Origin of the sequence: Bradyrhizobium sp. CCBAU 53351, from assembly GCF_015291745.1 — a bacterium.
Classification (GTDB): Bacteria; Pseudomonadota; Alphaproteobacteria; order Rhizobiales; family Xanthobacteraceae; genus Bradyrhizobium.
On the sequence record NZ_CP030059.1, the window covers coordinates 2,848,995 to 2,872,587 of the forward strand.

Sequence of the window (23,593 nt, forward strand, 5' to 3'; positions counted from 1 at the left end):
TCTCGGCTCGCGCGGACGGGCTAGATTGGGATCCGCAGCCGTCCCGAGCCGTCCTGCAGGTTCGCGGGCGTGAGGCCGTGTCCTGACGGGCCGATTGAGGCCGCCGGCGGATTGAGGAGATGGTTCAACGTCGCGACAAGCCGGTCGGCATGGTCGACCAACTGGTTGAGGAGCGCGCCCTGGTCGGTCGCATCGCGCCGCTGAAACCGGTCCGCGATCTCGCGGTTAGCCACGGCCCGTTCGGCAGACGCGACGGCATCGGCATTCGCGGTGCGTTCGTGTTGCAGGACGGCGGTCGCGGCGTCGTGCGCGTCGACCTGAGGAGCAGGGGCTTCCGATCTGTCAGGACCCAGCGCGATGCCGCGGTCAGGCCCGCGGTCGTCCCGCGTAGGATCGTCCTTGGGCGCATCTGCGGTAGAGTCCGTTGGGGGGCGTGCAGCCTGCGCGGCGATGATCGCCGCGGCGTCAGTCCGTCCGATATCGTCGGGCCGTGCTGACGGATCGTCGGCCGCTGCCGATGGCCCGGCCAGCTCGTTCGCGCGCGCGGAATCGAGGCCGAGCGTCTGCTGCGATTGCCGGCCGGCTTGCGCGATCGCGTCGTCCCTCGCGCTGCGAGCTGCCGTTTCCAAGGCGGCCGCCCGATTGTCGGCAGCGGTCTCAGCCGTAACTCGCGGCGTTGCCGCCGTGTCGGCGTTCGGCCGCGTCGAGACCTCGGTCTGCTGCGTCGAGATCTCCTTTTCGTCGGCCGTCCTGTCCTGCTGCAGCCGCTGCTCCTTGATGGCCTGGGCCTCGTTCAGGAACTGCTGTACATCGGCGTAGATGCTCTCGATCAGGCTGATCGAGCTGTCGTTGTCGGTGCCAACGGCGCGCTGCTGGCTGGCGAGGTTGCGGCTGATTGCGGCTGCGATCGACGCGAAGCCGTTGAGGAAGCCCGATTGCAGGCCGGTGATCCTGGCAGCGTTTGCGTCCGATTGAGCCTGGAGATTGCCGATCGTCTGCGTCAGCGTGGCGATCGAGGCCTGGATCGCCGCGATGGCATCCATGTCGGCCTTGACGAGATCGGGATCGGGAGGGTCGAGTTGCTGGTCGTGCTGCAGCCTGTCCTGGGCAGTGGCAAGATCGGACGCGGCACTGCTCTTCTGCTGCTGCAGGCCGGCGATCTCGGCCGCATTGGCGGCATTCTGCTCGACCAGCCGTTGTCGCTGGATGGCATTGGCGCCGAACGCACCGATCACGCCGGCGAAGCCGGTCAGGAGCGCGCGGATCCGGTTCGCCGCGGCCTTGTCGCTGTCGCTCCGCAGGATCGAGAGCACGAGCTGCAGGCTGGCGTCGTCGCTCGAAGGCCCGATGGGCGGCAGGCCGGTGGCGAACGCCCCCGATGTTCCGTCCGGGCGTGGGCCCCCGGCCGGCTCGTTCGGCAGTTCGAGCCAGAGGGAGGACGCATAGGGGGAGACGCCTGAGACGGAGGACATTGCATTTTCCCTCGCTTGATGGATGGCGCGAGCCTAGTCGGGCCGCACGGCGGCTGTTGTGCAGAAAATCACTCGATGTAGAGCCGATGCCGTGCGCCGGTCCGGCCATGCGCGTTCGCGGCCGCCCGATCCTGCGCAAGCGCCGTTTCGTCCCCGGCCAGCAGGGCGAGCTCACTGGCGATCGCGTCGACGACCGTCTCAACTGCTGTCAGCATGGCCGCCAGACACAAGAGCAACCGCTTGCCGGCGGGCGGCCGCGACTTCCGGAGCTTCTCGACCAATTCGCCCTGAGCGCCCATGTTCGCCAGATAAGCAAGAAGCTCCTCCTCGCTGATCTTCGGGGCGCCGGCCACGAACTGCGTCTGGTAGGGCCATCCCGGAATCATGGCGGCGTTCAACGCGAACGAAGCGATGATGCCTCGCATCTCGTTCACGGAAGAGCCCGCCGCAATGAAATTGCCGGGACTGAGCGCCTTGTCCGCGGCCCGCGATGGCTGGTCAGGTGCAGCGGTCGAGTCCGCGGTTGGTTGTGAGGTAGAATGCGTCGTCGCGGTATCGGCCGCTTCGCCGTGCCGTGGCTGCGCGTTCGATCCGGATGTCGCGCCGTCCCACAGCTCCGTCCGGAAACCGCTCGCGACGACCTGCTGATGCAAGGGCATCGCGAGACGGGCGGCTGAAGGCGGCGTGGCGAGCAACTGAGCGGCATCTTCCCCGGCGAAGCCCTGCTGCTCCGCGGCGATCTCCGGCTGCGCGGCCAGGGCCTGGCGGATTGCGGCCGTCAGCATGAGTGAGTGCGCCTCGGGTGTACCCGGGTTGCCGCTTCCGGTGAGACTCATCAACACCGCGCGGACGATCTCGGCCTCGAGCCGGTCGGAAAATGCCGTAGGCGACCGCAGGCCGGCAAAGCCGGGCGAGTTCGCCTGCGAGGACGTGGCGCCGGTGCCGTAGCTGCCGGCCGCGGGCATCTCCGACGACGTCGAATCATCCGAGTCCGGCGCGAGCGCCTTGGCGATCTCCACCGCCGTGCTGGTTCGCAAGAGGCCATCGAGCGTGTGAAGCAGGCCTTCGATCGGCGTCATGGCCCGGCTTCTCCCGCGTGGTGCGCGTCCGATTGTCCGGACAGGTGCAGTTCGATGGCGATGCGGTAGCGGTCGGCTTCCGCTTTCAGGGCAGGCGGTGTCTGCGTCGTCGTCTTCTGGTCGAAGGCGGCAAGTTCGGCCGCGGCCTTGGTCCAGTCGCGGCGGCGGGCGCACAGTTCGAGCAGGTGCAAATGCGGGACGTCCCAGTGTGGCCGCAGCGCCGCCGCACGCTCGAACGCGGCCACCGCCTCCGGCCAGAGTGAACGCGCCCTCAGGCAGACTCCGAGGCCGACCCAGTGATCGGCGCAGCCGGCTTCGATGATGCAGAGCGCCCGGAACAGCCGTTCGGCCCTCGCGTGTTCGCCGACCGTCCCCCAGCGATGGGCCCGGGCGTACAGGAGTTCGATGGGCTCGCGCTTGATTCCGAGCGCTTGGCCAAGCATGACGCCGTCTTTCAGTCGCGCGATAATCTTGCGGCCCGGCAGGCCTCTTGCGCCCGCGGCCGCGACGAAGAGCTGCTCCAGCAGTTGAAATTCCGTCGCCGCCGGGTCGGCATCGGCCGGTTCCGGAATGTCGCGATGGACTGCGGGCTCGGCCGACATGGCGGTTACTTCTTGAGCAAGGCAATCCGGTCCAGCAGCTTCCTGGCTTCTTCGCGAATGGCAGGGGCATCACCTTGCCGTCCTCTGGCCAGCCTCGTCGACTCCGTCAGGTCTTCGATCGCTTCGGCGAGCTGGCCCATGGCAAGGCAGGCGCGTCCGGAAAAGAAGTAGCCGCGGGGATCCGACGGAGCGAGCGTAACGATCGCCGACGCGGCATGGAGGGCAAGGCTGTGTTCGCCGAGCAGCAAGGCGCAATTGGCAAGTCCGGCCTGAAGCTCTGGATCGCTGGGATCGCATACGACGAGGGCAGCATAGGTACGGAAGGCCTCGATTGGCGCGCCCTTCTGAAGCTGATTGCGCGCGACGTCGAGGCCGAGGCGAAGATCGACCGGCTCCAGTCCGAGCGCCTTGCGAACCGCTCCCTGGGCGATGAGGCGCTCAGCTTCACCGAGCTCGGCGCGTTCGTCCGCATCGTGCATGAGAGGCCTTCGTGGAATCGCAACGGACATCTTGGCGCTCGCGTTGTTTCAAGGCGTGGGTGCCGCAGGGCGGCTCCGGTTATAGCGGGGCACGATCGGGCAATAATCCTCCGATCGTCGGAGGCGCGGCGCCGGCGAGTTGGTCAATGACGACAAAGCATGTGCCGTAAACGAACTCCCTCTGTCATCCCCTCGGGTGCGAAAACGAAGTGAGCGTCGTGATAGATCATGAAAGCGGCGAGCCGTGTGCCGCATGTGACAAGTGCTGTGCAGTTGTCCGCTTGCAGCTTGATCGCTGCGTTATATCCTCGGCGGTTGATGCCTCGAAGAGCAACCGCTTCTGGATTGGACCCGCATGATCGAGCTCACGGCCGACGACGTACGGACACTCGCCGAATTGGGCTTCATGGCGCTGTCGCGCGGACAGGGGGCCAAGGCCGCGGCGATCTTTGCCGGCGTCCAGGCTGCGCGACCGGCGGAAGAGGCGGGCTTTATCGGCGCCGCCCTGGTGGACCTGGCTGCGGGCAATTACGCCGGCGCAGTCAGGACAATGCGGGCGTTGCCGCCGACCGATACGCAGCAGGCCTTCCTGGCCATGGCGCTCTATCGCAGCGGAGATCGCGCCGCGGCGCGCGAGATTCTGCTCGAAGTCATGCAGACCGCCGGCGACAGGCCGGACGCCGCGCTGGCGCGTGAGTTGCTCGTCGAGCTGGACGGCGTGGCCGAGCCGATGTTCCGATGACCGTCCGGCGAAGCGCAGGAATGCCGGAGTCTCCTGCTTTCGCATGACGCGGCGGCCGGCGGCGGTGTGCATGATGGCGACACCGCTCGATGGGGGCGGATATCTGAAGCGCTGTCATGGAGAATGAGATGAGCGGCTCGACGATAGATCCGGCGGCGGCGCGGACGATACATCAACCGTCTGCGCCGCGAACCGCACAAGCCGAATCCACACCTGCCCGGAAGAGTGCAGGTATTTCCGGTGTGCAGACGCCTCCGCCCGCGGTCAAGCCGCAGCCGGCCTCGCCGCCGATGCCGGCAGGAGCGTCCAAGGCCGAGACGGCGGTCGCTGAATTTCTCGATCATCACTATGGTCTGAACAAGGAATTCGCCGAGATCGACAAGCACAGTGTCCCGAAACCGGGCAAGAGCGATCCCTTCGCACCGCTCAAGGCGGAGAAGAAGAAGGAGGCGCAGGAAAAGGACGCTGCGCTCAAGGTCAAGGCGCTGGCGTTGGCAAAAGAGCAGGTCGCGCTTGCAAAGCAAGAATATCACAGGATTTACCAGGATCCCGGCGCTACCCATAAGCAGCGGTTGGATGCGGGTGATCGCCTCGCGCACGCAGAAGAGCTGGCCAAGACGCTGACGCCGGCGGGCATCGCGGTGGATGCGGATAAGCGGCTCACGAAGGCGTTCGAGGCGGCCAAGCAGGCCGAGCAAGACCATATCAACTGGCTGAAGTCGGACCACGATCCGAAAACGCCGAGAACGAATGCCGCAACCAATCGCATCCGCCAGAAAGCGGTCGACGACGCAAACGACGTCATTCGATACGCGACACAGTATCGTGATCAGCAAAAGGCAGTTGCTGCCGCGGCGGCGGCAGGTGGAGCCAGCAAACCTTGAGCCGCGGTCGGGCGACGTTGCCGCCTCGTCGCCTCGCGTCCTGAAGGCCGCTCGCAGCGGCGCGGACTCATCGATGAGCTGCGATGACAGTCACATCAGGCACAGGCAGGTGCGCATCGGCGTGTTAGCTCAGTTGCCACCCGGCAATCGCGTGCCTGCGACGCCGGTGAAACAGTGAAGGGTCAAAATGGGAATCGTTGCGGATATCGCCGAGAGGCTGAACAGCCAGATCGTGTCGGCGCAGGACCAGAGCAAGGACGCCAAGCCGGAAGCGCAGAAGCCTCCGGTGTCGTCCGGGCTGCTGGCGAGCGGAATTGGTGCGGCGGCAACGAAAAGCGAGCGGGCGGCGGCCATCGCTGTCGAGAACTTCGTGTCTTACGATCGCACCCCCGGCAGGGATTGGCAGATCAATTCCCAATACCAGCAACATGCCGTTGACGTCGCCGAGGCAAATTACGAAACGCAGCTGTTTGCAAAGAAGGTCGGCGAAGCCTTGGGCGACCGTACCGACCAGACGGTCCACGTCGACTATGCCAAATACCTGCTCGAGCAGGCGAAGGACCCGAAGGTGCGGTTGGCTGTATCGGCCGAACGACAGGCTCAGCCGATACAGGAGGCCGAACAGAAATTCACAGTTGCAAAGAACAAGAACGTGAAAGAGGCCTTCACGAAGACGCCGGCGGGTCTCCTGGACCGCGAGGCTACGAAAGCGGAGCGGGACTTGGCAACCGGGTCGCTGTTGGCAGCGAAGAACGAGTTCAATTTGCGTGCCGAGCAGAACAAGGATCTGTGGAAGCATGCGTTGGAGGTTGCCAAGCTCGACTCGCAGCGCCGTCCATACGCCGGTGAGGTGAAGGACGATCTTGCAGCGTGTCAAGACGGCTTCAAGGCGGCATCGCAGAAGCTCGAGGAGGTCGTCAAGGCAACTGCGAACCTACCCTACGGCGATGATGAGCAGCTCCGGCCGTGACCGACCGGTCGTGCCCGATCCCGTCAAGCCGGCGCTGGGGGCGCGCTCGTGAGACCCGAATGATCTGTGTGCCCCGGCTGGTGCTGGGCCAACCCTCTCCTGCAAGCGGGAGAGGGGCACCTCCGCTGGGCCAATCAAATCCGATCTGATCACGCTCTCGTCGGACGCGAACGCTGCCGGCGTCAGCTTGTCGCTGCAAGACGGCATGTCCGCAGGTAGGCGAATGATCACGCCGCAACTGCGTTTGACCTTCATGAACTCCTGGAAAGGTCGAGTGGTTTTTCGCCGAGTTGAATCTGAATCCTCCCTTGCGCGCTCTGGGTCTGAAGATGAACGATGCGCGAGAGGCCCGGCCAAGATCGGCGTTGTGGGCTCTACCCCAGCCCCTTCCGAGGATTCAGGTATCGAAGCGCGAGTTTGATGAAGTTGTGCACCACCATCGACGTCTCGTCCGCCCTGAAGACCAGGAACACGTCGGCCGTGGGCGGCGAGGGTCTGACCGGACGGAATGCGATGTCGGCGGTGGTGAAGCGGGCAATCGACTGCGGTACGAGCGCCACACCGAAACCCGCGGCGATCAGGCTTGGGATCGACTGGGCGTCGACGACCTGCTGGGACACCTTTGGCAGGAAGCCGGCATCGACGCAGCACGTCTGCACGTATCGCGCGAAATCAGAGCTATTGGGATCGAGGATGACGTGATCCTCGGACGCCAGTTCACCGAGGGCGATGCGTTTGCGGCGCGCCAGCTGATGGGTGCGGGGCATTGCGATGACGACCTCTTCCCGCCATGCAAGCTTGCTGGTCAGGTCGCGCTCGGTGGGAATTCCACGGATGAGACAGATGTTGGTCGTGCGGCTGAGGAGCGCCGCGATCTGCAGGGCCGGGGCCTGCTCATGCACGGTCATCCTCACCTGCGGAGCGACCTTCCGGTACGCGGCGAGCAGCTCTGCGAGACGGCCGCGCAGGATCGAGCCGGTCGCTCCGACATCCAGCGTTCCGATCAGGCCGGCGCCGATCGACCGTGCCTCGTCCTCCGCGGCCTTGACCTGTTGCAGGATGGCGCGGCCCCGCACCAGCATCGCTTCTCCCGCCTGCGTCAACTCCACCTTGCGGCTGGTCCTGTAGAGCAGCCGGGTCCCGAGCTCTGCCTCGAGAGCCTGGATATGTTGGCTGAGCGGCGGCTGCGACAGGTTCAGGCGCCGGGCGGCGAGGGTGAAGCTGCGCTCTTCGGCGACGGCGATAAAGTACCGAAGCTGGCGGAGATCCATAGTGAAAACCTATCAATCCTGTCGCTCTATATATTGGACTTAATGTCGCACCTGGTCAACGAATGACCGATGGAGCCTTCCACGCGTGCCGTCGCGGCGGAACGCTCCGTCCGCGGCGACCTCGCGTCGCTGCCAATGACAAGAATGGCGAAGGCTTCGGCCGACCAAGCCAGATCGACGTGCAGCGAGCGAGGAAATCTTCATGCCCAAGATCTTCAAGTCACTCTTCTTCCAGGTCGTCGTCGCGCTCGCCGCCGGCATTGCGCTCGGCGTCGCCTATCCGGACACCGCGGTGCAGCTGAAGCCTCTGGGTGACGGCTTCATCAAGCTGATCAAGATGCTGGTGCCGGTGATCGTGTTCTGCGTCGTCGTGCAGGGTATTTCGGCGGCCGGTGATCTTTCCAAGGTTGGAAGGGTCGGCATTCGTTCGCTCGTCTATTTCGAGGTCGTCACCACGGTCGCCTTGGTGTTCGGCATTGCGCTCGCCTATTATTTCCAGCCGGGCGCCGGCATGAACATCGATCCGAAGGCGTTGGACGCCAAGGCGCTCAGCGGGTTCAGCCAGACCGCCGCCCAGGTCGCCGGCGGAGGTGTCTCCGAATTCCTGATGAAGCTCATTCCTTCGACGCTTGTGGGCGCTTTCAGCTCCGGCGACGTTCTGCAGGTCCTGATCGTCTCGATCATGTTCGGTTGCGCCGTGTCGCTGTGCGGCGAGCGCGCGAAACCCGTGGTCGAGTTCGTCGAGCGGGTGAACGAGATCATCTTCAAGATGATGAACTTCGTGGTCCGGCTCGCGCCGATCGGCGTCTTCGGTGCAATCGCATTCACCGTGGGGAAATACGGCATCGGTTCGCTCAAGCAGCTCGGGGGCCTCGTTGCCCTGTTCTACCTGGCGGTGGTTCTGTTCGTGGTCGTCGTTCTCGGAGCGATCATGCGGCTCTCCGGGTTCAGCCTGTTCAAGTTGCTGGCCTATCTGCGCGAAGAGCTGTTGATCGTGCTCGGGACGGCCGCGGGCGACAGCGTGCTGCCGCAGACCATGCGCAAGCTCGAGCTGCTCGGGATCAAGCGATCGACCGTTGGTCTCGTGATCCCGACCGGCTACTCGTTCAATCTGGATGCGTTCTCGATCTACCTGACCCTGGCGGCAATCTTCATTGCCCAGGCGACGAATACGCCGCTTGCCACGGGCGATCTCCTGGCCATCCTCGGCGTCGCCTTGCTCACCTCCAAGGGCGCTCATGGTGTGCCGGGCTCGGCCATCGTCGTCCTCGCTGCGACGCTCGCCGCCATTCCGGCCATCCCGGCGATTGGACTGGTGCTGATCCTGTCGGTGGATTGGTTCATCGGCATCGCGCGCGCGCTCGGCAACTATGTCGGAAACTGCGTCGCGACCGTCGTCGTCGCCTCGTGGGAGGGCGACCTCGATCACGCCAAGGCGCGTCGCATTCTGAACGGCGAGATTGATCCTTCGGTTGACAATCTGCGGGTCGATCCGGCTAATGCCGATGCTCCCGTCGCGGGCCTGCAGACCCTATGAGCACGGTAGCGCTTGAGGCCCCCAATGGTGACACTCGCGATCGAGCCTTTGACGAAGCAGGCGTTCGCCCTGTTCGGAGACGTCGTTGAGACGGATGGGAAGACGCCCCTCTCGATCAACCAGGGCTACGCTCAGCGCTTCAACGGGCTCGCCAATATCGACGTTGCCGCGGAAGGCGGACAGGTCAACATCAGCTGGTTTGTCGCCTCGGTGCGGCCGGCGCCGATCGCGATCAGCCTGATGGAGCGCCATCCGCTGGGAAGCCAGATGTTCATGCCTTTGAACGGGGCGAACTGGCTGGTCGTTGTCTGCGCGGATCCCCACATCTCGTCGAGCTACCGGGCGTTCGCAGCAAAAGGCCATCAGGGCGTGAATTATGCCCGAAATTGCTGGCACCACCCGCTGTTGGTGCTCAAGGACAGAAGCCCGTTCCTCGTCGTCGACCGCAAGGGTGAGGGCGACAATCTCGAAGAAGTGTGGCTGGGTGAGACGATACAGCTCGATTTCAACCCAGCTGCAAGCTGATATATCCTGTCGATAACCCGAGGCTTGATCATGTCGTCGCGCACTTACCACATACCGCAGGGTGGCCTGCCGCCGCAGACGGATCTCCTGAGCGGTCGCGCGGTCTTCACCAACGCCTATGCTGTCATCCCGAGCGGCGTGCAACGCGACATCGTCGTCAGCTATTTGCCGCACTGGGACGACACGCGCGTCTGGGTGTTGGCGCGACCGCTCTCCGGCTTCGCCGAGACGTTCTCCCACTATCTCATGGAGATCGCAGCTGGCGGCGGCAGCGACATGCCGGAACCGGACGACGATGCGGAGGGAGCGCTGTTCGTCGCGGGCGGCCAGCTGACCCTCAAATTGTCGGAGCGAGAGTTTGAGCTGAGGCCTGGCAGCTTCGCCTATCTGCCGCCACGCTGCGCCTGGAGCGTTCGCAATCGCGGCGAGGGCCCTGCGCAGGTTCACTGGATCCGCAAGCTGTATCAGCGCGTGCCGGGGTTGGCCGCGCCCGAAGCTATCGTGGTCAACGAGGACACGCTCGAACCGGTCGCAATGCCGGGCACGGAGGGCAGGTGGGCGACGACGCGCTTCGTCGACCCCGCCGACATGCGCCACGACATGCACATCACCATCGTGACGTTCGAGCCAGGCGGGACGATCCCGTTCGCGGAGACGCATGTCATGGAGCACGGCTTGTACGTGCTCGAAGGCAAGGCGGTTTACCGTCTCAACCAGGATTGGGTGGAGGTCGAGGCCGGCGACTACATGTGGCTGCGCGCCTTCTGCCCGCAGGCGTGCTACGCAGGAGGCCCCGGCCGGTTTCGCTACCTTCTCTACAAGGACGTCAACCGCCACATGAATCTGCGGCAGGGAGCTCCGCTGATCTAGCCCGGGCCGTGGCGCTGCGTCCCGCTGCGATCTAGTCGATCGCGGTGCGCGAGCGGCGGTGGCTGCTCTGAAGCTCGGGATAGCCGGTCAGCATCAGCTTGTCGGCGCGGACGCCCCAGCTCTCCAGGCGGTCGAGGAAGCTCATGCCGAGCAAATTGGTCTTCATCTGCCCGCGCTGAACGACGAGGGCCGGCACTGATTTTTCGACGAGATGGCCGACGGAGAGACGGTCGAGCGTGAGGCGGGCCGCCTTGGTATGGCCGCCCGCGGTTTCGAGATCGACATCGTATTCGAGCATCTCGAGCGGGAGCCCGATGGCTTTCGCGGTCTCCCAGGTCAGCACCACCGACGTCGCACCGGTATCGATCACCATCGGCGCCGCAACGCCGTTGATCCTGGCCTTGAGTGCAAATTCGCCGCCCTGGCCGCGCGGGATCTGCACCGCAGGGGCAAGCGCCACCGGTTGCGTGCGAAAGATGTGCGAGACCTTGTGGCTGGCGCGCGCGATCTGGTCGGGATCGCCATAAGCGACGACCGCGCCTGCCGTGCAGGCGAGCATGACGAGAACGAGCAGGAAGCGGATCATCGTGCGCCTCCGCGGGCGCGCAGGCCGTTCAGCCGCGTTGCGGCGATGGCGCGATCGGAGTTAGTCCGGCTTCCGTCATGCGTGCCGGCAACAGAGCCATGACCGCGAGCCGTTCGGCACTTTCCATGGCGTGCCAACGCGCGATCTCGGGCAAGGTCCGGCCGCAGCCGAAGCACAGCTTGGTCCTGGGATCGATCATGCAGACGGCGACGCACGGCGTTTCTTTGCTCATTCGGACATAGTGGGGGATGGTCGGGCATCTCTGCAAGCTTCTGGTTAAGAGCCGGTGCCGGCGCTCATGATCGGCTTGTGGCGCGGCCGACGCTTCTCGTCGGGCAGTACGGAACTCTCCGGCTGGAGCGGCGGCGAATCATCCGACAGCGGCGCAAGCGCGCTCATCACCCGCTCCGGCGGGAAGGTGACGATCACCTCGGTGCCGATGCGCAGTTTCGATTTCAGCGTGAACGTGCCGCCATGCAGGTCAATCAGATTCTTGGCGATCGGCAGGCCGAGGCCCGCGCCCTGTTCGGCCGATTTGATCGAGTTGGAGCCCTGGCCGAACGAGGCGAGCACGACCGGGATCTCGTCCTCGGGGATTCCGGAGCCGGTATCCTTCACCGAGAGATATTGCCCGCCCGAGGCGGTCCAGCCGGCCTTGAGCCAGATCTCGCCGCCCTGCGGGGTGAACTTGATCGAGTTGGAAATCAGGTTGAGCACGACCTGGCGGATCGCGCGCTCGTCCGCCCAGAGCCGCGGCATGGCCTGCTCGAACACTTCGTGGATGGTGATGCCGCGGCTCGAGGCACGCAGCTTCATCAGATGATGGCAGTCGGCGACGATGCCGACTAGCGACACTGCTTCCTCGTTCAGCTCGTAGCGGCCGGCCTCGATCCGCGACAGGTCGAGGATCTCGTTGATGAGGTTGAGCAGGTGCACGCCCGAATTATGGATATCTGCCGAGTATTCCTTGTAGACCGGCACCGCATGCGCGCCGAAGATCTCGCTCTTCATCACCTCGGAGAAGCCGAGGATCGCGTTCAGCGGCGTGCGCAGCTCGTGGCTCATCTGGGCGAGGAAGCGCGACTTGGCGACGTTGGCGGATTCGGCGCGGTGGCGGGCTTCGTCCGAGATCGCCTTGGCTTGTTCGAGCTCGCCGATCAGGGCGTCCTTCTCGGCGCGCGCTTCCAGCGCGGCAAAGGTGGAGGAGTGCAGGCGATGCGCCAGCAGCACGAAATAGCCTTCGGCGGCGAGCGCGAGCGCGGCCAGGATGTAATTGTCCAGCGAGCCGGTCATCGCGAAGCTCAGCGCCATGGCAACTGCAACCGGCGCGGTGGCGGCAAGGGCCGCGATCGGCAAGTTCGCGGCGACCATGCTCGATACTGCGATCACCAGCAGCATCAGGAACATCATCAGCGTTTCCGTGACCATGTCGAGCACGGGATGGATCAGGATCGCCATCCAGCACAGGCCGTAGAGCAGATCGAGCACGACGAAGCGCGTCCGCCATGCACGCGTCGCCGCAGGGGAAGAGGGCTCGGTCAGGAAGCGCCGGCAACTGCGGATCATCGCCGCGTGGATGCAGAGCATGCCGGTGGTCCAGGCGGCGGCAGGGATTGGCTGCATCCACAGGCCGAACAGCACGCCGGTCGCGACCACCAGCAGCATCACGACATAGGACGCCGACAGCCGCGTCTGAGCATATTGGCGCAGCATCTCGGCGTCGAACGCCGGTCGGGTTCCACTGGTCGAGGTTAACTTATCGCGCGCCTCGCGGACCCGCTGCGCCGCAGCCCGTCGGCTGCTCGCCGATGGAGCGCTCACCGGCTCGGCCGGAAGCTGCACTACCTCTGGCTTTTCAGCGGGGTTACTCATCAAGCAACAACGATTCCTGCCCACGCCGGACGCGGGCCTTCTGCATTGTCTATCTCTGGCAAGAAATCCTTAAGAGGTGACTTAAGGAGCTAAAGAATTACGTTAACCCGGCGTTAATTTGGATCCCGCCTGCGCGGTTCAGTGCAGCGCCGCGTGCTGCACGATGTAGACCATCGCTCCCGCCAGATAGCCGACGAGGGCGGGGCCCGCGATCCGGCGGGCGTACCAGAAGAACTCGATCTTCTCGAGGCCCATGGCGGCGACGCCCGCGGCCGAACCGATGATCAGGATCGAGCCGCCAGTTCCCGCGCAATAGGCGATGAACTCCCAGAGGAAGCTGTCCGGCGGATATTGCACCAGATTGTACATGCCCATCGTCGCCGCGACGAGCGGCACGTTGTCGATGATCGCGCTCAACAGACCGAGCAGGATGACGATGATGTCTAGACGGCCGACCGTGGCGTCGAGCCATTTCGCCAACAATTCGAGGACACGGGCGTGCTCCAGGCACGCGACGGCCATGAGGATGCCGACGAAGAACACGATCGAGCCCATGTCGATTCGAGTCAGCGCATGGACGAGGGTGAGGGGACGGCGCGCATCCTCGTCCTTGTGACGATGCACGACCTCGCCGACCAGCCAGAGGATGCCCAGCCCGAAAAGGATACCCATGAACGGCGCAAGGTGCGTTACGGCCTTGAAAACCGGTACGGCCACCAGGGTGCCGAGGCCCAGATAGAACATCAGATTGCGCTCGAACACCTCGACCCTGAGGGCCTGATCGCGCCCTTGCAGCGGAGGGACGATCTCCTTTCCCCTGAGCGAATAGCCGATGATGAGCAGCGGGACCAGCAGGTTGAGCAGTGACGGCAGGAACACCGCTCTCATGATGTTGACGGGCGAAATCTGGCCGCCGATCCAGAGCATCGTCGTGGTGACGTCGCCGATCACGGTCCAGGCGCCGCCGGCGTTCGCCGCGATCACGATGATGGAGGCGAACAGCAGGCGATCGCCCTTGTGGCCAATCAGCTTCTGGATCAGCGAGATCATCACGATGGTGGTCGTCAGATTGTCGAGGATCGCGCTAAGGAAGAACGTCACGAAGCCGATGATCCACATCAGCGTGGTCTGCTTCGTGGTGCGGATGACGGAGGTGATGACTTCGAAGCCGTTGTGGGCGTCGATCACCTCGACGATCGTCATGGCGCCGATCAGGAAGAAGACGATTTGCGCGGTCGAGGCCACGGATTCGTCGAGCTGGTGGTTGACGAGCGAGGCATCGCCGACGGACACCGCGTAGATGGTCCAGAGCAGGCCCGCTCCCAAGAGAGCCGACGCGCTCTTGTTGACGCCAAGCGGATGTTCGAGCGCGATGGCAGCGTACGCAACGATGAAAACGGCGGCTATCACGCTCAGCAAGTCAGTCCCCCCGGTATTCGTTCTTCAGCTCAATGCGGGCCGCGTCGCGGCGCAGGTGCCGCCTCGAGACCCGTGACGGTCGCGGCTGCCCGGCCGCGACCGCCGGGGCGTTCCTCAGCGCTGCAGGCGCGCGAGCAGGCTGGAGGTGTCCCAGCGCTTGCCGCCCATCTTCTCGACCTCGGAATAGAACTGATCGACCAGTGCGGTGACCGGCAGGTTGGCGCCGTTGCGACGGGCTTCAGCCAGCGAGATCGAGAGGTCCTTGCGCATCCATTCGACCGCGAAGCCGAAATCGTACTTGTCCTCGTTCATGGTCTTGTAGCGATTCTCCATCTGCCAGGACTGCGCGGCCCCCTTCGAGATGGTCTCGATCACGGCGGCGACGTCGAGGCCGCTCTTCTTGGCGAAGTGGATGCCCTCGGAGAGACCCTGCACCAGACCGGCGATGCAGATCTGGTTGACCATCTTGGTCAGCTGGCCGCTTCCGGCGGGCCCGAGCAGCTTGCACATCCGCGCATAGGAGGCCGTGATGATCGGCTCGGCGCCGGCATAGGCATCGGGCGCACCGCCGCACATCACCGTCAGCACGCCGTTCTCGGCGCCGGCCTGGCCGCCGGAGACCGGGGCATCGACGAATTTGAAGCCTGCCTTGGTCGCGGCTGCGTCCAGCTCACGCGCGACCTCGGCCGAGGCGGTGGTATGATCGACGAAGGTCGCACCCTTCTTCATGCCGGCGAAGGCGCCGTCGGCGCCGATCGTGACTGCGCGCAGGTCGTTGTCGTTGCCGACGCAGCACATCACGAAATCCTGACCTTCGGCGGCCGCCTTCGGGGTCGCCGCGGTCTTGCCGCCGAACTTGTCCGCCCATTCCTTCGCCTTGGCCGCGGTGCGGTTGTAGACGGTGACCTCATGGCCCCCTTTTTTCACGAGGTGTCCGGCCATGGGGAAGCCCATCACGCCGAGACCGAGGAAAGCGACTTTAGCCATGTGTGGTACCTTGTCCGTAGTTTTGAGATTTACGGTTGTAGCCGGGTGAGGGCGCCGGGCGGCACCCTCGAAGTTCCGCCGCGAGGGCGGATCGGAGGCGCACCATAAACCGTTAAGGGCGGAGGGCAACGGCTTCGTTTGGCGGCCTCCTGTGCTAGGATGGCGGACCTAAGGACTTCGAAAAAGGGAGCGAAACATGGCATCGGGCTTGGGCGGCGTGAGCGTTGGCGTCCTCGATCATTTCAACATCCGGACCCGGAATCTGGCCGAGACTGTCGGTTTCTACGAGGACGTGCTGGGCCTGGAAAAAGGCCCCCGGCCGAATTTCGCCTTCCCAGGCGCCTGGATGTACAGCGAAGGCAAGCCGGTGGTGCACCTCGTCGATATCTCGGCGACGGCGGAGCCGCAGAAGCCGGATTCCGGTGTCGTGCATCATGTCGCCTTCGCCAGCCGCGGCTTCGACGGCATGAAGCAGCGCCTGACCACCAAGGGCATGAAATTCGACTCCCGCCAGGTGCCCGGCGGCGAGCTCTGGCAGATCTTCGTCAACGACCCCAACGGGGTCATGATCGAGCTGAATTACGAGGCCGCCAGGGAGCAGGGAGCGGCGCCCGCCGAGATGGCTGACGATATCGGCAGGCAGTAGCCTTTTGGGCGTTTCCGCTCTAATGGGGCATCCCAGAGTTTCGAGCATGACCTTGCCGGAAAGCCGCTCCACGCTTTGCGCTGCTGCGGCCCTCCGGGTCCGGATCAGGCTCCGTCCAGGAGATGTACTTTGAGCGTGACGCAGCAACAGGTTCTCGACAGCCTCGCCAGGATCAAGTCGCCCCGCGGGGTCGCGCTCACCAATGCCAATGTGCTGAGCGCGATCAGCGCGTCCGACGGCAAGGTGTTCTTCTCGATCAATGTCGACGCCCCCGAGGCCAGGGCCTGGGAATCCATCCGGGCCGAGGCCGAGGCCGCCGTACGCGCCATCCCCGGCGTCACCACCGTGATGGTGGCGCTGACCGCCGAGCGCAAGCCGGGCTCCTCACCACCGCCGCCTCCGCAACCCAGCCGCGGCGCGCCGGGCGTGCAGCCGGTGCATGCCCACAAGCCGCCGCCGCAGGGCGGCGCCCAATCGCCCATGGCGCGGCAGTCGGAGATCCCCGGCGTCGCCGCCGTGATCGCAGTCGCCTCCGGCAAGGGCGGCGTCGGCAAGTCGACCACCGCGCTGAACCTGGCGCTCGGCCTGCGCGACCTCGGCCTCAAGGTCGGGCTGCTCGATGCCGACATCTACGGTCCCTCGGTGCCGCGGCTGACGGGCCTGCACGACAAGCCGGAGCTGAACGACGAGCGCAAGATGATTCCGCTCCGGCGTTTCGGCCTCGCCATCATGTCGATCGGTTTCCTGGTCGAGGAAGAGACCGCGATGATCTGGCGCGGTCCCATGGTGATGTCGGCGGTGACGCAGATGCTGCGCGACGTCGAATGGGGCAAGCTCGACGTGCTGGTCGTCGACATGCCGCCGGGCACCGGCGATGCCCAGCTCACCCTGGCGCAGAACGTGCCGCTCAAGGGCGCGGTGATCGTCTCGACCCCGCAGGACCTGTCCCTGATCGATGCGCGGCGGGGGCTTGCCATGTTCAAGAAGGTCAACGTGCCCGTGCTCGGCATCGTCGAGAACATGAGCTATTTCCAGTGCCCGCATTGCGGCACCAAGTCCGACATTTTCGGCCATGGCGGGGCGCGGCACGAGGCCGAGAAGCTCGAGGTCCCGTTCCTCGGCGAGATCCCGCTGCACATGGCGATTCGTGCCACGTCGGACGCCGGCAATCCCGTCGTCGACAGCGAGCCGGACGGTCCCCATGCGGCGATCTACCGCGCCATTGCGGGTCAGGTCCGGGACCAGCTCAAGGGTGTGATCGCAGCGGCCTGAATCGGCCGCCCGCGGCGCGCGCCCTCATGACTTCTGGGGACATGCGACTTTCGTAGAGCCCCGTCATGCCATTGTCGCGTTCCGAAACCGGGCCGTCCGTGTTAAAGGCCCACCGCAGTCAAGCCCCTTCGGTTCGACGCGTCCCTGGCGCGTCGCCGGAATGAGCGGTGGCAAAAGAGAAGTTAAGGGGAAACGCCCCAGCAAGGAGAGACCTGAAGATGAAGCGTCGTGATTTTCTGAAAGTGTCGGCAGCAGGCGCGGCAGCGACCGCGGTGGCCTCGCCGGCGATCGCGCAGTCCTCGCCCGAGGTGAAGTGGCGCTTGACTTCGAGCTTCCCGAAATCGCTCGATACCATCTATGGCGGTGCCGAGCAGGTGGCAAAGTATGTCGCCGAGATGACCGACAACAAATTCCAGATCCAGGTGTTCGCCGCCGGTGAACTCGTTCCCGGCCTGCAGGCGCTCGACGCGACATCCAGCGGCACCGTCGAGATGTGCCACACGGTGTCCTACTATTATGTCGGCAAGGATCCGACCTTCGCAATCTTCGCTTCGGTGCCGTTCGGCCTGAACGCGCGCCAACAGAATTCGTGGCTCTATCAGGGCGGTGGCAACGAGCTCGCCAACGAGTTCTTCAAGAAGTCGAACGTGGTCGGATTCCCGTGCGGTAACACCGGCACCCAGATGGGCGGCTGGTTCCGCAAGGAGATCAAGACCGTTGCCGACCTCTCCGGCCTGAAGATGCGCATCGGCGGCATCGCCGGCCAGGTGCTCCAGAAGGTCGGCGTGGTGCCGCAGCAGCTCGCCGGCGGCGACATCTATCCGGCTCTGGAGAAGGGTACCATCGACGCGGCTGAGTGGGTCGGGCCTTACGACGACGAGAAGCTCGGCTTCGCCAAGGTCGCGAAGTACTACTATTATCCGGGCTTCTGGGAGGGCGGTCCCACCGTCCACGCCTTCGCCAACCTGGAAAAGTTCAATGCGCTGCCCAAGAACTACCAGGCGATCCTCACCAACGCGACGGCCAATGCCAACACCTGGATGGCGGCGCGCTACGACATGCAGAACCCGGCGGCCCTGAAGCGCCTGGTTGCCGGCGGCACCCAGCTTCGTCCCTTCACCAACGAGGTGCTGGAAGCCTGCCTCAAGGCGACCAACGAGCTGTGGGGCGAGGTCTCGGCCAAGAACGCCGACTTCAAGAAGGCGATCGACGCCATGCAGGCCTATCGCTCCGACGAATATCTGTGGTGGCAGGTTGCCGAATATACCTACGACAGCTTCATGATCCGCTCGCGCACGCGCGGCTGATCGCCTAGGTCTAAAGTCGCAAGACTAAAAGCCCGGCCTCCGTGGAGGCCGGGCTTTTTCTTTGCCGCAGTGCGATCGGGATGGCATTCGGTCCCGGCTTGCGTCATGCTGGTTCCAAGCCTCGGCAAGAAGGCCCACAATCACTGATACATCAGGGCAGGAAATCATGAAGAGAAGAGACTTCATCAAGGTCACAGGTCTTGGCGCGGCCGGCGCCGCCACGCTCGCGGCTCCCGCGATCGCGCAGTCGATGCCGGAAATCAAATGGCGTATGCCGACGAGCTGGCCGAAGTCGCTCGACACGCTGTTTGGCGGCGCCGAGATGATGTGCAAGATGGTCGCGGAGGCGACCGACAACAAATTCCAGATCCAGATCTTCGCGGCTGGCGAGATCGTCCCGGGCCTCCAGGTGCTCGATGCCGTGCAGAACGGCACCTGCGAAATCGGCCACACCGCGTCCTACTATTATTTCGGCAAGGATCCGACCTTCACATTCGGCTCGGCCGTGCCGTTCGGTCCCAACATGCGCATCAACCAGGCCTGGTACATGCAGGGCGGCGGACGCGACGTGCTCAACGAATTCTACAAGGGCTACAACGTCGTCTCGCTGCTCGCGGGCAACACCGGTTGCCAGATGGGCGGCTGGTTCAGGAAAGAGGTCAACACACCCGACGATCTCAAGGGCATGAAATTCCGCATCGGCGGCTTCGCCGGTCGCGTGCTCCAGAAGCTCGGCGTGGTGCCGCAGCAGCTCGCCGGCGGCGACATCTATCCGGCGCTGGAGAAGGGCACCATCGACGCCGCCGAATGGGTCGGCCCCTATGACGACGAGAAGCTCGGCTTCTACAAGATCGCGCCGCACTACTACTATCCCGGCTGGTGGGAGGGCGGGCCGATGCTGCTGGCCTTCGTCAACCTCGACAAGTGGAACGCGCTGCCGAAATATTACCAGAGCGTGCTGGAGCAGGCCGGCCACTACGCCAACAACTACATGATGGCGCGCTACGACACCGCCAACCCCCTGGCACTGAAGAAGCTGCTGGCGGGCGGCACCAAGCTGCATCCGTTCTCGCCGTCGATCATGGATGCTTGCCACAAGGCCGCCAAGGAGCTGCACGCCGAGGTCGCCGCGACCAACCCCAACTTCAAGAAGGTGCACGACTCGCTCGCCAAGTTCACGAGCGACGGCTACGCCTGGTTCCAGGTCGCCGAGGTCGGCTACGACATCTTCATGGCGCGGCGCTCGCAGAGCTGATCACGCCACCTGTTGCAGGCAACGCCCCGGCGCGAAAGCTCCGGGGCGTTGTCGTGTCTGGAGGGCCAGACTCAAAAAGATGAAAAACAACCCCATGCACAGTAGCCAAGGGCTTGATAAGTCATCGGAAAAAATTGGCCGTTCGAGCGGCATTCGCGGACTCGGAGCAGTGCTGCACTTGATCTGTCGGGCAAAACAATCGTACAAGACAAATATCGAATAATCCGAAACTTCATTCGTCGATGCCAAGCCGGAGACGACGATGAGCTTCGATCCCGACGACGTTCGCAGAGCGCTGCGCAAGGCATGGTCGCCATCGACAGCGAGCCAATGGACCGCGAGCAATCCGGCGGCGGGACAGTGCAATGTCACCTCGCTGCTCATTCACGACATGTTCGGCGGCGAGCTTTTGAAGACGCCGCTGCCGGCCGGCGATCATTTCTACAACAGGATCGAAGGCAAGAGGTACGACTTCACGGCAAGCCAGTTCGACGCGTCGATCGATTATCTGGACTTGCCCGCGAGTCGGGCCGACGCTGAGCGGGGCGCGACGGCGCCTCAATTAGCCGAATTCAAGAGCGCTTTTCGGCTGCATTGTCCGAAGTCACGCTAGATCGAAACGACGCTGCCGACGACGACGCGAACGGCTTCAGCTCGCATTGGGCTCACCGAACCATCGCGCCGCGGCCCGAGATACGTCCTCGTTGTCGGCAGCCTGTTCGCTGGCCCAGGCCACGACGCCGTCGGGGCGCACGAGCAAAGCGAGCAGGCCCAGTCGATCCTTTGCTTCGCTTGCAACATAGGCGATCCGGCCGTGCCAACGGCTTGCGAGCGCTTGAAGCGATGGCTGCGCGCCGAAATCCAGCAACAGCCCTTTCCCTGTTCTGAGGAGCTCGTTCAGTCTTGTCCCATCGCTGAGCTCGAAGTCGGGCACACTGCGCCCCACCAGCGGATGGTCCTCGCCGAGGTCATAGCGGAGGGATAGGCCCCATACGCGCGCGGCGAAGTAGCTCGCGCCGTCGAGCGTGTCGATGAGATCACGGATAATGGCTTCGAGCGCGCGCGAGCTTCTGCTCGGGCGCATCAGCCCGACCTGGGCGCGCGACCAGTCGAGGATCTGTGATCCCACCGGATGTCGCTCGGTTGAATAGCTGTCCAGCAGCCCGGCGGGCGCATCGCCACGAATCGTTGCCGCGAGCTTCCATCCGAGGTTCATGGCATCGCCGAGGCCGAGGTTCAGGCCTTGGCCGCCCAGCGGCGAATGGATGTGCGCGGCATCACCGGCCAGCAACACGCGGCCGGCGCGATAGTTCGTTGCCTGATAGGCGCGGTCTGTCCAGGTGGTTGCGAGCAGCAGGGCGGAGACCGTCAGGTCGACGCCCGAAACCCTGCGCAGCACCGCCTCGACATGATCGCGCTCCAGTTCGCTGCGGTGCGCGGCGCCGCCGTCGAAATCGACCATCGCGATCGTCCCCGGCGCCGCATAGGTGTACATCCCGAAAGGTGTGTAATGGCGACCCGGCGCGAGCGCGGCCGGATCGGCCAGCTCGATCTGCACGGAATAGCCGGTGAATTCCGGATCGGTCCCGGTGAAGCCGATGCCGGCCGCCTTTCGCACGCTGCTGCGCCCGCCGTCGCAACCAACGAGCCAGCGGCCGTGACGGCTCCGCCGGCCGACTCCACCGTCACGCCATCCGTGGATTGCCTGAGAGCCTCGACGGCGCAGCCGCGCCGGATCTCCGCACCCAGAATCTCGGCGCGGATCGCAAGCACGGCCTCGATGCTAGCCATGTCGGCCGCGATGCTCCCGATCCGGCCGGGCAGGCGGTATGGCCATTGCGTTGCGTCGATCTGATCGTGGAAGAACTGGATGCCGGCGAAATGACCGGCAGGGCGACGCTGCTGCTGCATCCAGTGCGCACCCGTTGGTATTTCCCGGCTCGCCGTGCGATCTGTCAGATGCTCCAGCAGGCCACGACGCTCGAAGCTCTCGATCGTCGGCGCCGAAAGACCGCGCAACCCGAAAGGCAGGCCCTTGAGCGGCGCGTGCGGATCGTCTGTCTTTTCCAGGACCAGCACCGAACAGTCGGCCATCCGCAACTCGCAAGCCAGAAACAGGCCGACGGGACCGGCGCCCGCGATGATGACGTCATATAGGGGAGTGTCGGAAATCTGCATGAACGGCTCCATTGTCGATGTTCGACCGGAGCGTTTCCCAGACCTGAGGACCTCACGGACGAACGCCTGATCGCCCAAACAGCGATCGTGTTCGTCGTGGGGATCTCAGGCACGAGGCCAAAGACCAGAGCTTTCGTTACCGAAAGGACTTGGGCTTACCAGACCAAGTCTGCCTTTTCCGACATGGCCAATCTAGCCGTCTGGTCGCAGCCTCGTCAATGGAACGACTATGGCGACGGTCCTGCGAGCCGGCCAATCCTGTCACGAATGTAGGTCTCCGCCCGCTCCAGCAGATCGTCAAGCGAACCATCGGCGGTGTCGAGCACGAGGCGTTCACGATCCCACGGTTCATACGCTCTGCTCACGACATCACTCCAGGGTGGGAGTCGAAAACCTTCAATGTCGGGGGTGCGGCTTTCCACGCGTTGCCGGTGCAGCGGCGGCTCGCTGCAAAGCGTCTCGATCTCAACCAGGCGTGCCGAGGTCTTCACGGCACATCGCCGCCAGGCAGCGCGGCTTGCCAGTACCGGATTGACGCAGTCAGCGATAACGATGCGCCCGAGCTTGAGATTTTCGGCAGCCAGCGCATTGGCGATCGCATAACCCTCTGCGCCGGCGGCAAAGCCAGCGTCGCGCAACGCCTGCTCGATCGAGTCGATACGAAGATATGTGGCCGAGAGCCGAACGGTCAGCTCGCGAGCAATCGTCGTCTTGCCGGTGCCGGGAAGGCCGCCGAACACAATGAGTACAGGTGAGAGGCTCATGATGTCGATGATGCGGCATCGGGCCGAGGCCCGCAACGGGGCCGGAGCCGGCGCTGCCGAGGGTTGCTGACGCGAACCTGACGACAGGTTGAGCTGCCTTCCGGTCACTTTTTCGCTGGCCGAGGCGGCCGGAATGGTGGAAGAGAGCAGAGATGCCGCGCGCGGGCCGTGCGGTGACTTTGAGTATCTTGCGGACATGCGATGCGTCTTCTGATCGTCGAGGACAATGCCGAACTGTCGCGGCTCGTCGCGGGCGGGCTGGCGGCGGCCGGCTACCAGAGCGACATCGTGGGCAGCGCGGCCGAGGCACGCGAGGCGGTGAGCAGCGTCAGCTATGCCGCGATGATCCTCGACCTCGGGCTGCCCGATGGCGACGGTCTGTCGGTGCTGCGCGAGCTGCGCCTCAAGATGGAACCGCTCCCCGTGCTGGTGCTGACTGCACGAGGCGGCCTGCAGGACCGCGTCAGCGGCCTGCGCAGCGGCGCCGACGATTATCTCGCAAAGCCGTTCGCGATGGAGGAGCTGGTGGCGCGGCTGGAGGCGATCCTGCGCCGACCCGGCCAACTGCTTGGCCGCTCGCTCAGTCTCGCCAACCTTGTCTACGACACCGAGAGCCGCCAGATCTTCGTCGACGACCAGCCGCGGATCATCTCCGCGCGCGAGACCTCGGTGCTCGAGATCCTGCTGCGCCGGCAAGGGCGGGTGGTGCCGAAGAAGAACGTCGAGGACCATATTTTCGGGCTGGACGGCGAGGTCGCCTCCAACGCGGTCGAGGTCTATGTCTCGCGGCTGCGCAAGCAGCTTGCCGAACACGGCGCCAAGGTCGTGATCCACACCATCCGCGGCGTCGGCTATCTCATGGACGTGGAGAAATAG

General features: G+C 64.5%; 23 protein-coding genes and 1 pseudogene. 12 read left to right on the forward strand and 12 right to left on the reverse strand.

Annotation, left to right across the window (positions count from 1 at the left end; all coding sequences use genetic code 11):
• Window positions 1-20: 20 nt before the first annotated feature.
• From XH83_RS13200 to XH83_RS13215, 4 genes are all read right to left on the reverse strand, one after another.
• Window positions 21-1,472 (reverse strand): hypothetical protein, encoded by a 1,452-nt coding sequence (locus tag XH83_RS13200; protein ID WP_194407410.1) that lies wholly within the window; start codon window positions 1,470-1,472, stop codon window positions 21-23.
• Between the two features lie 68 nt (window positions 1,473-1,540).
• On the reverse strand, window positions 1,541-2,551 hold the full coding sequence (locus XH83_RS13205; RefSeq protein ID WP_194407411.1) for a hypothetical protein: 1,011 nt from the start codon (window positions 2,549-2,551) through the stop codon (window positions 1,541-1,543).
• Window positions 2,548-3,153 (reverse strand): hypothetical protein, encoded by a 606-nt coding sequence (locus XH83_RS13210; protein ID WP_194407412.1) that lies wholly within the window; start codon window positions 3,151-3,153, stop codon window positions 2,548-2,550. The genes XH83_RS13205 and XH83_RS13210 overlap by 4 nt, the downstream gene beginning before the upstream one ends.
• Before the next feature lie 5 nt (window positions 3,154-3,158).
• A complete protein-coding gene (locus XH83_RS13215; RefSeq protein ID WP_194407413.1) occupies window positions 3,159-3,632 on the reverse strand; it encodes a pathogenicity island protein in 474 nt (157 codons plus the stop codon).
• A gap of 355 nt (window positions 3,633-3,987) precedes the next feature.
• Here XH83_RS13215 and XH83_RS13220 point away from each other — a divergent pair, with 355 nt between their 5' ends.
• From XH83_RS13220 to XH83_RS13230, 3 genes are all read left to right on the forward strand, one after another.
• A complete protein-coding gene (locus XH83_RS13220; RefSeq protein WP_194407414.1) occupies window positions 3,988-4,374 on the forward strand; it encodes a hypothetical protein in 387 nt (128 codons plus the stop codon).
• Between the two features lie 116 nt (window positions 4,375-4,490).
• Window positions 4,491-5,258 (forward strand): hypothetical protein, encoded by a 768-nt coding sequence (locus XH83_RS13225; protein ID WP_194407415.1) that lies wholly within the window; start codon window positions 4,491-4,493, stop codon window positions 5,256-5,258.
• A 187-nt stretch (window positions 5,259-5,445) separates the two neighbouring features.
• Window positions 5,446-6,228: a hypothetical protein gene (locus tag XH83_RS13230; protein ID WP_194407416.1), complete on the forward strand. Its 783-nt coding sequence runs from the start codon at window positions 5,446-5,448 to the stop codon at window positions 6,226-6,228.
• Between the two features lie 374 nt (window positions 6,229-6,602).
• Here the strand turns inward: XH83_RS13230 and XH83_RS13235 are convergent, their stop codons facing one another.
• Entirely contained in the window at window positions 6,603-7,499 is an 897-nt protein-coding gene (locus tag XH83_RS13235) for a LysR substrate-binding domain-containing protein (protein ID WP_194407417.1), read from the reverse strand.
• Window positions 7,500-7,701: 202 nt separating this feature from the next.
• Between XH83_RS13235 and dctA the strand changes: the two genes are divergently transcribed.
• The 3 genes from dctA to XH83_RS13250 are packed head-to-tail and all read left to right on the forward strand — an operon-like array spanning window position 7,702 to window position 10,431.
• Window positions 7,702-9,036, forward strand: a complete 1,335-nt coding sequence (gene dctA, locus XH83_RS13240) for a C4-dicarboxylate transporter DctA (RefSeq protein WP_194407418.1) — start codon at window positions 7,702-7,704, stop codon at window positions 9,034-9,036.
• 24 nt (window positions 9,037-9,060) lie between these two features.
• Window positions 9,061-9,561: an ureidoglycolate lyase gene (locus tag XH83_RS13245; protein ID WP_194407419.1), complete on the forward strand. Its 501-nt coding sequence runs from the start codon at window positions 9,061-9,063 to the stop codon at window positions 9,559-9,561.
• 30 nt (window positions 9,562-9,591) lie between these two features.
• Complete coding sequence (locus XH83_RS13250; protein ID WP_194407420.1) at window positions 9,592-10,431, forward strand: bifunctional allantoicase/(S)-ureidoglycine aminohydrolase; 840 nt, start codon at window positions 9,592-9,594, stop codon at window positions 10,429-10,431.
• Window positions 10,432-10,462: 31 nt separating this feature from the next.
• Here the strand turns inward: XH83_RS13250 and XH83_RS13255 are convergent, their stop codons facing one another.
• The 5 genes from XH83_RS13255 to XH83_RS13275 form a co-directional block, all read right to left on the reverse strand.
• Complete coding sequence (locus tag XH83_RS13255; RefSeq protein ID WP_194407421.1) at window positions 10,463-11,017, reverse strand: TIGR02281 family clan AA aspartic protease; 555 nt, start codon at window positions 11,015-11,017, stop codon at window positions 10,463-10,465.
• 28 nt (window positions 11,018-11,045) lie between these two features.
• Window positions 11,046-11,249, reverse strand: a complete 204-nt coding sequence (locus tag XH83_RS13260) for a DUF1289 domain-containing protein (protein WP_194407422.1) — start codon at window positions 11,247-11,249, stop codon at window positions 11,046-11,048.
• Window positions 11,250-11,293: 44 nt separating this feature from the next.
• Window positions 11,294-12,889 (reverse strand): HAMP domain-containing sensor histidine kinase, encoded by a 1,596-nt coding sequence (locus XH83_RS13265; RefSeq protein ID WP_194407423.1) that lies wholly within the window; start codon window positions 12,887-12,889, stop codon window positions 11,294-11,296.
• A gap of 138 nt (window positions 12,890-13,027) precedes the next feature.
• Window positions 13,028-14,308, reverse strand: coding sequence for a sodium:proton antiporter NhaD (gene nhaD / locus XH83_RS13270; protein WP_194407424.1), 1,281 nt, complete (start codon window positions 14,306-14,308; stop codon window positions 13,028-13,030).
• A gap of 114 nt (window positions 14,309-14,422) precedes the next feature.
• A complete protein-coding gene (locus XH83_RS13275) occupies window positions 14,423-15,295 on the reverse strand; it encodes an NAD(P)-dependent oxidoreductase (RefSeq protein WP_194407425.1) in 873 nt (290 codons plus the stop codon).
• Between the two features lie 208 nt (window positions 15,296-15,503).
• Between XH83_RS13275 and XH83_RS13280 the strand changes: the two genes are divergently transcribed.
• The 5 genes from XH83_RS13280 (at window position 15,504) to XH83_RS13300 (ending at window position 20,388) form a co-directional block, all read left to right on the forward strand.
• Window positions 15,504-15,941 carry a VOC family protein gene (locus tag XH83_RS13280; protein ID WP_194408252.1) on the forward strand — a complete coding sequence of 146 codons (438 nt, stop codon included), beginning with the start codon at window positions 15,504-15,506 and terminating at the stop codon, window positions 15,939-15,941.
• Between the two features lie 129 nt (window positions 15,942-16,070).
• Window positions 16,071-17,213, forward strand: a complete 1,143-nt coding sequence (locus XH83_RS13285) for an Mrp/NBP35 family ATP-binding protein (protein WP_194407426.1) — start codon at window positions 16,071-16,073, stop codon at window positions 17,211-17,213.
• A 218-nt stretch (window positions 17,214-17,431) separates the two neighbouring features.
• Window positions 17,432-18,520, forward strand: a complete 1,089-nt coding sequence (locus XH83_RS13290) for a TRAP transporter substrate-binding protein (RefSeq protein ID WP_194407427.1) — start codon at window positions 17,432-17,434, stop codon at window positions 18,518-18,520.
• 166 nt (window positions 18,521-18,686) lie between these two features.
• The gene (locus tag XH83_RS13295; protein WP_194407428.1) at window positions 18,687-19,775 is read left to right on the forward strand and encodes a TRAP transporter substrate-binding protein; all 1,089 of its coding nucleotides are present in this window, start codon (window positions 18,687-18,689) and stop codon (window positions 19,773-19,775) included.
• A gap of 262 nt (window positions 19,776-20,037) precedes the next feature.
• Entirely contained in the window at window positions 20,038-20,388 is a 351-nt protein-coding gene (locus XH83_RS13300) for a hypothetical protein (protein WP_194407429.1), read from the forward strand.
• A gap of 36 nt (window positions 20,389-20,424) precedes the next feature.
• Here XH83_RS13300 and XH83_RS13305 read toward each other — a convergent pair.
• Both XH83_RS13305 and XH83_RS13310 read right to left on the reverse strand, forming a co-directional pair.
• Window positions 20,425-21,953 (reverse strand): annotated as a pseudogene (locus tag XH83_RS13305) (FAD-dependent monooxygenase).
• 227 nt (window positions 21,954-22,180) lie between these two features.
• Window positions 22,181-22,915: an AAA family ATPase gene (locus XH83_RS13310; protein WP_246776460.1), complete on the reverse strand. Its 735-nt coding sequence runs from the start codon at window positions 22,913-22,915 to the stop codon at window positions 22,181-22,183.
• A 3-nt stretch (window positions 22,916-22,918) separates the two neighbouring features.
• Between XH83_RS13310 and XH83_RS13315 the strand changes: the two genes are divergently transcribed.
• On the forward strand, window positions 22,919-23,593 hold the full coding sequence (locus tag XH83_RS13315; RefSeq protein ID WP_038946264.1) for a response regulator transcription factor: 675 nt from the start codon (window positions 22,919-22,921) through the stop codon (window positions 23,591-23,593).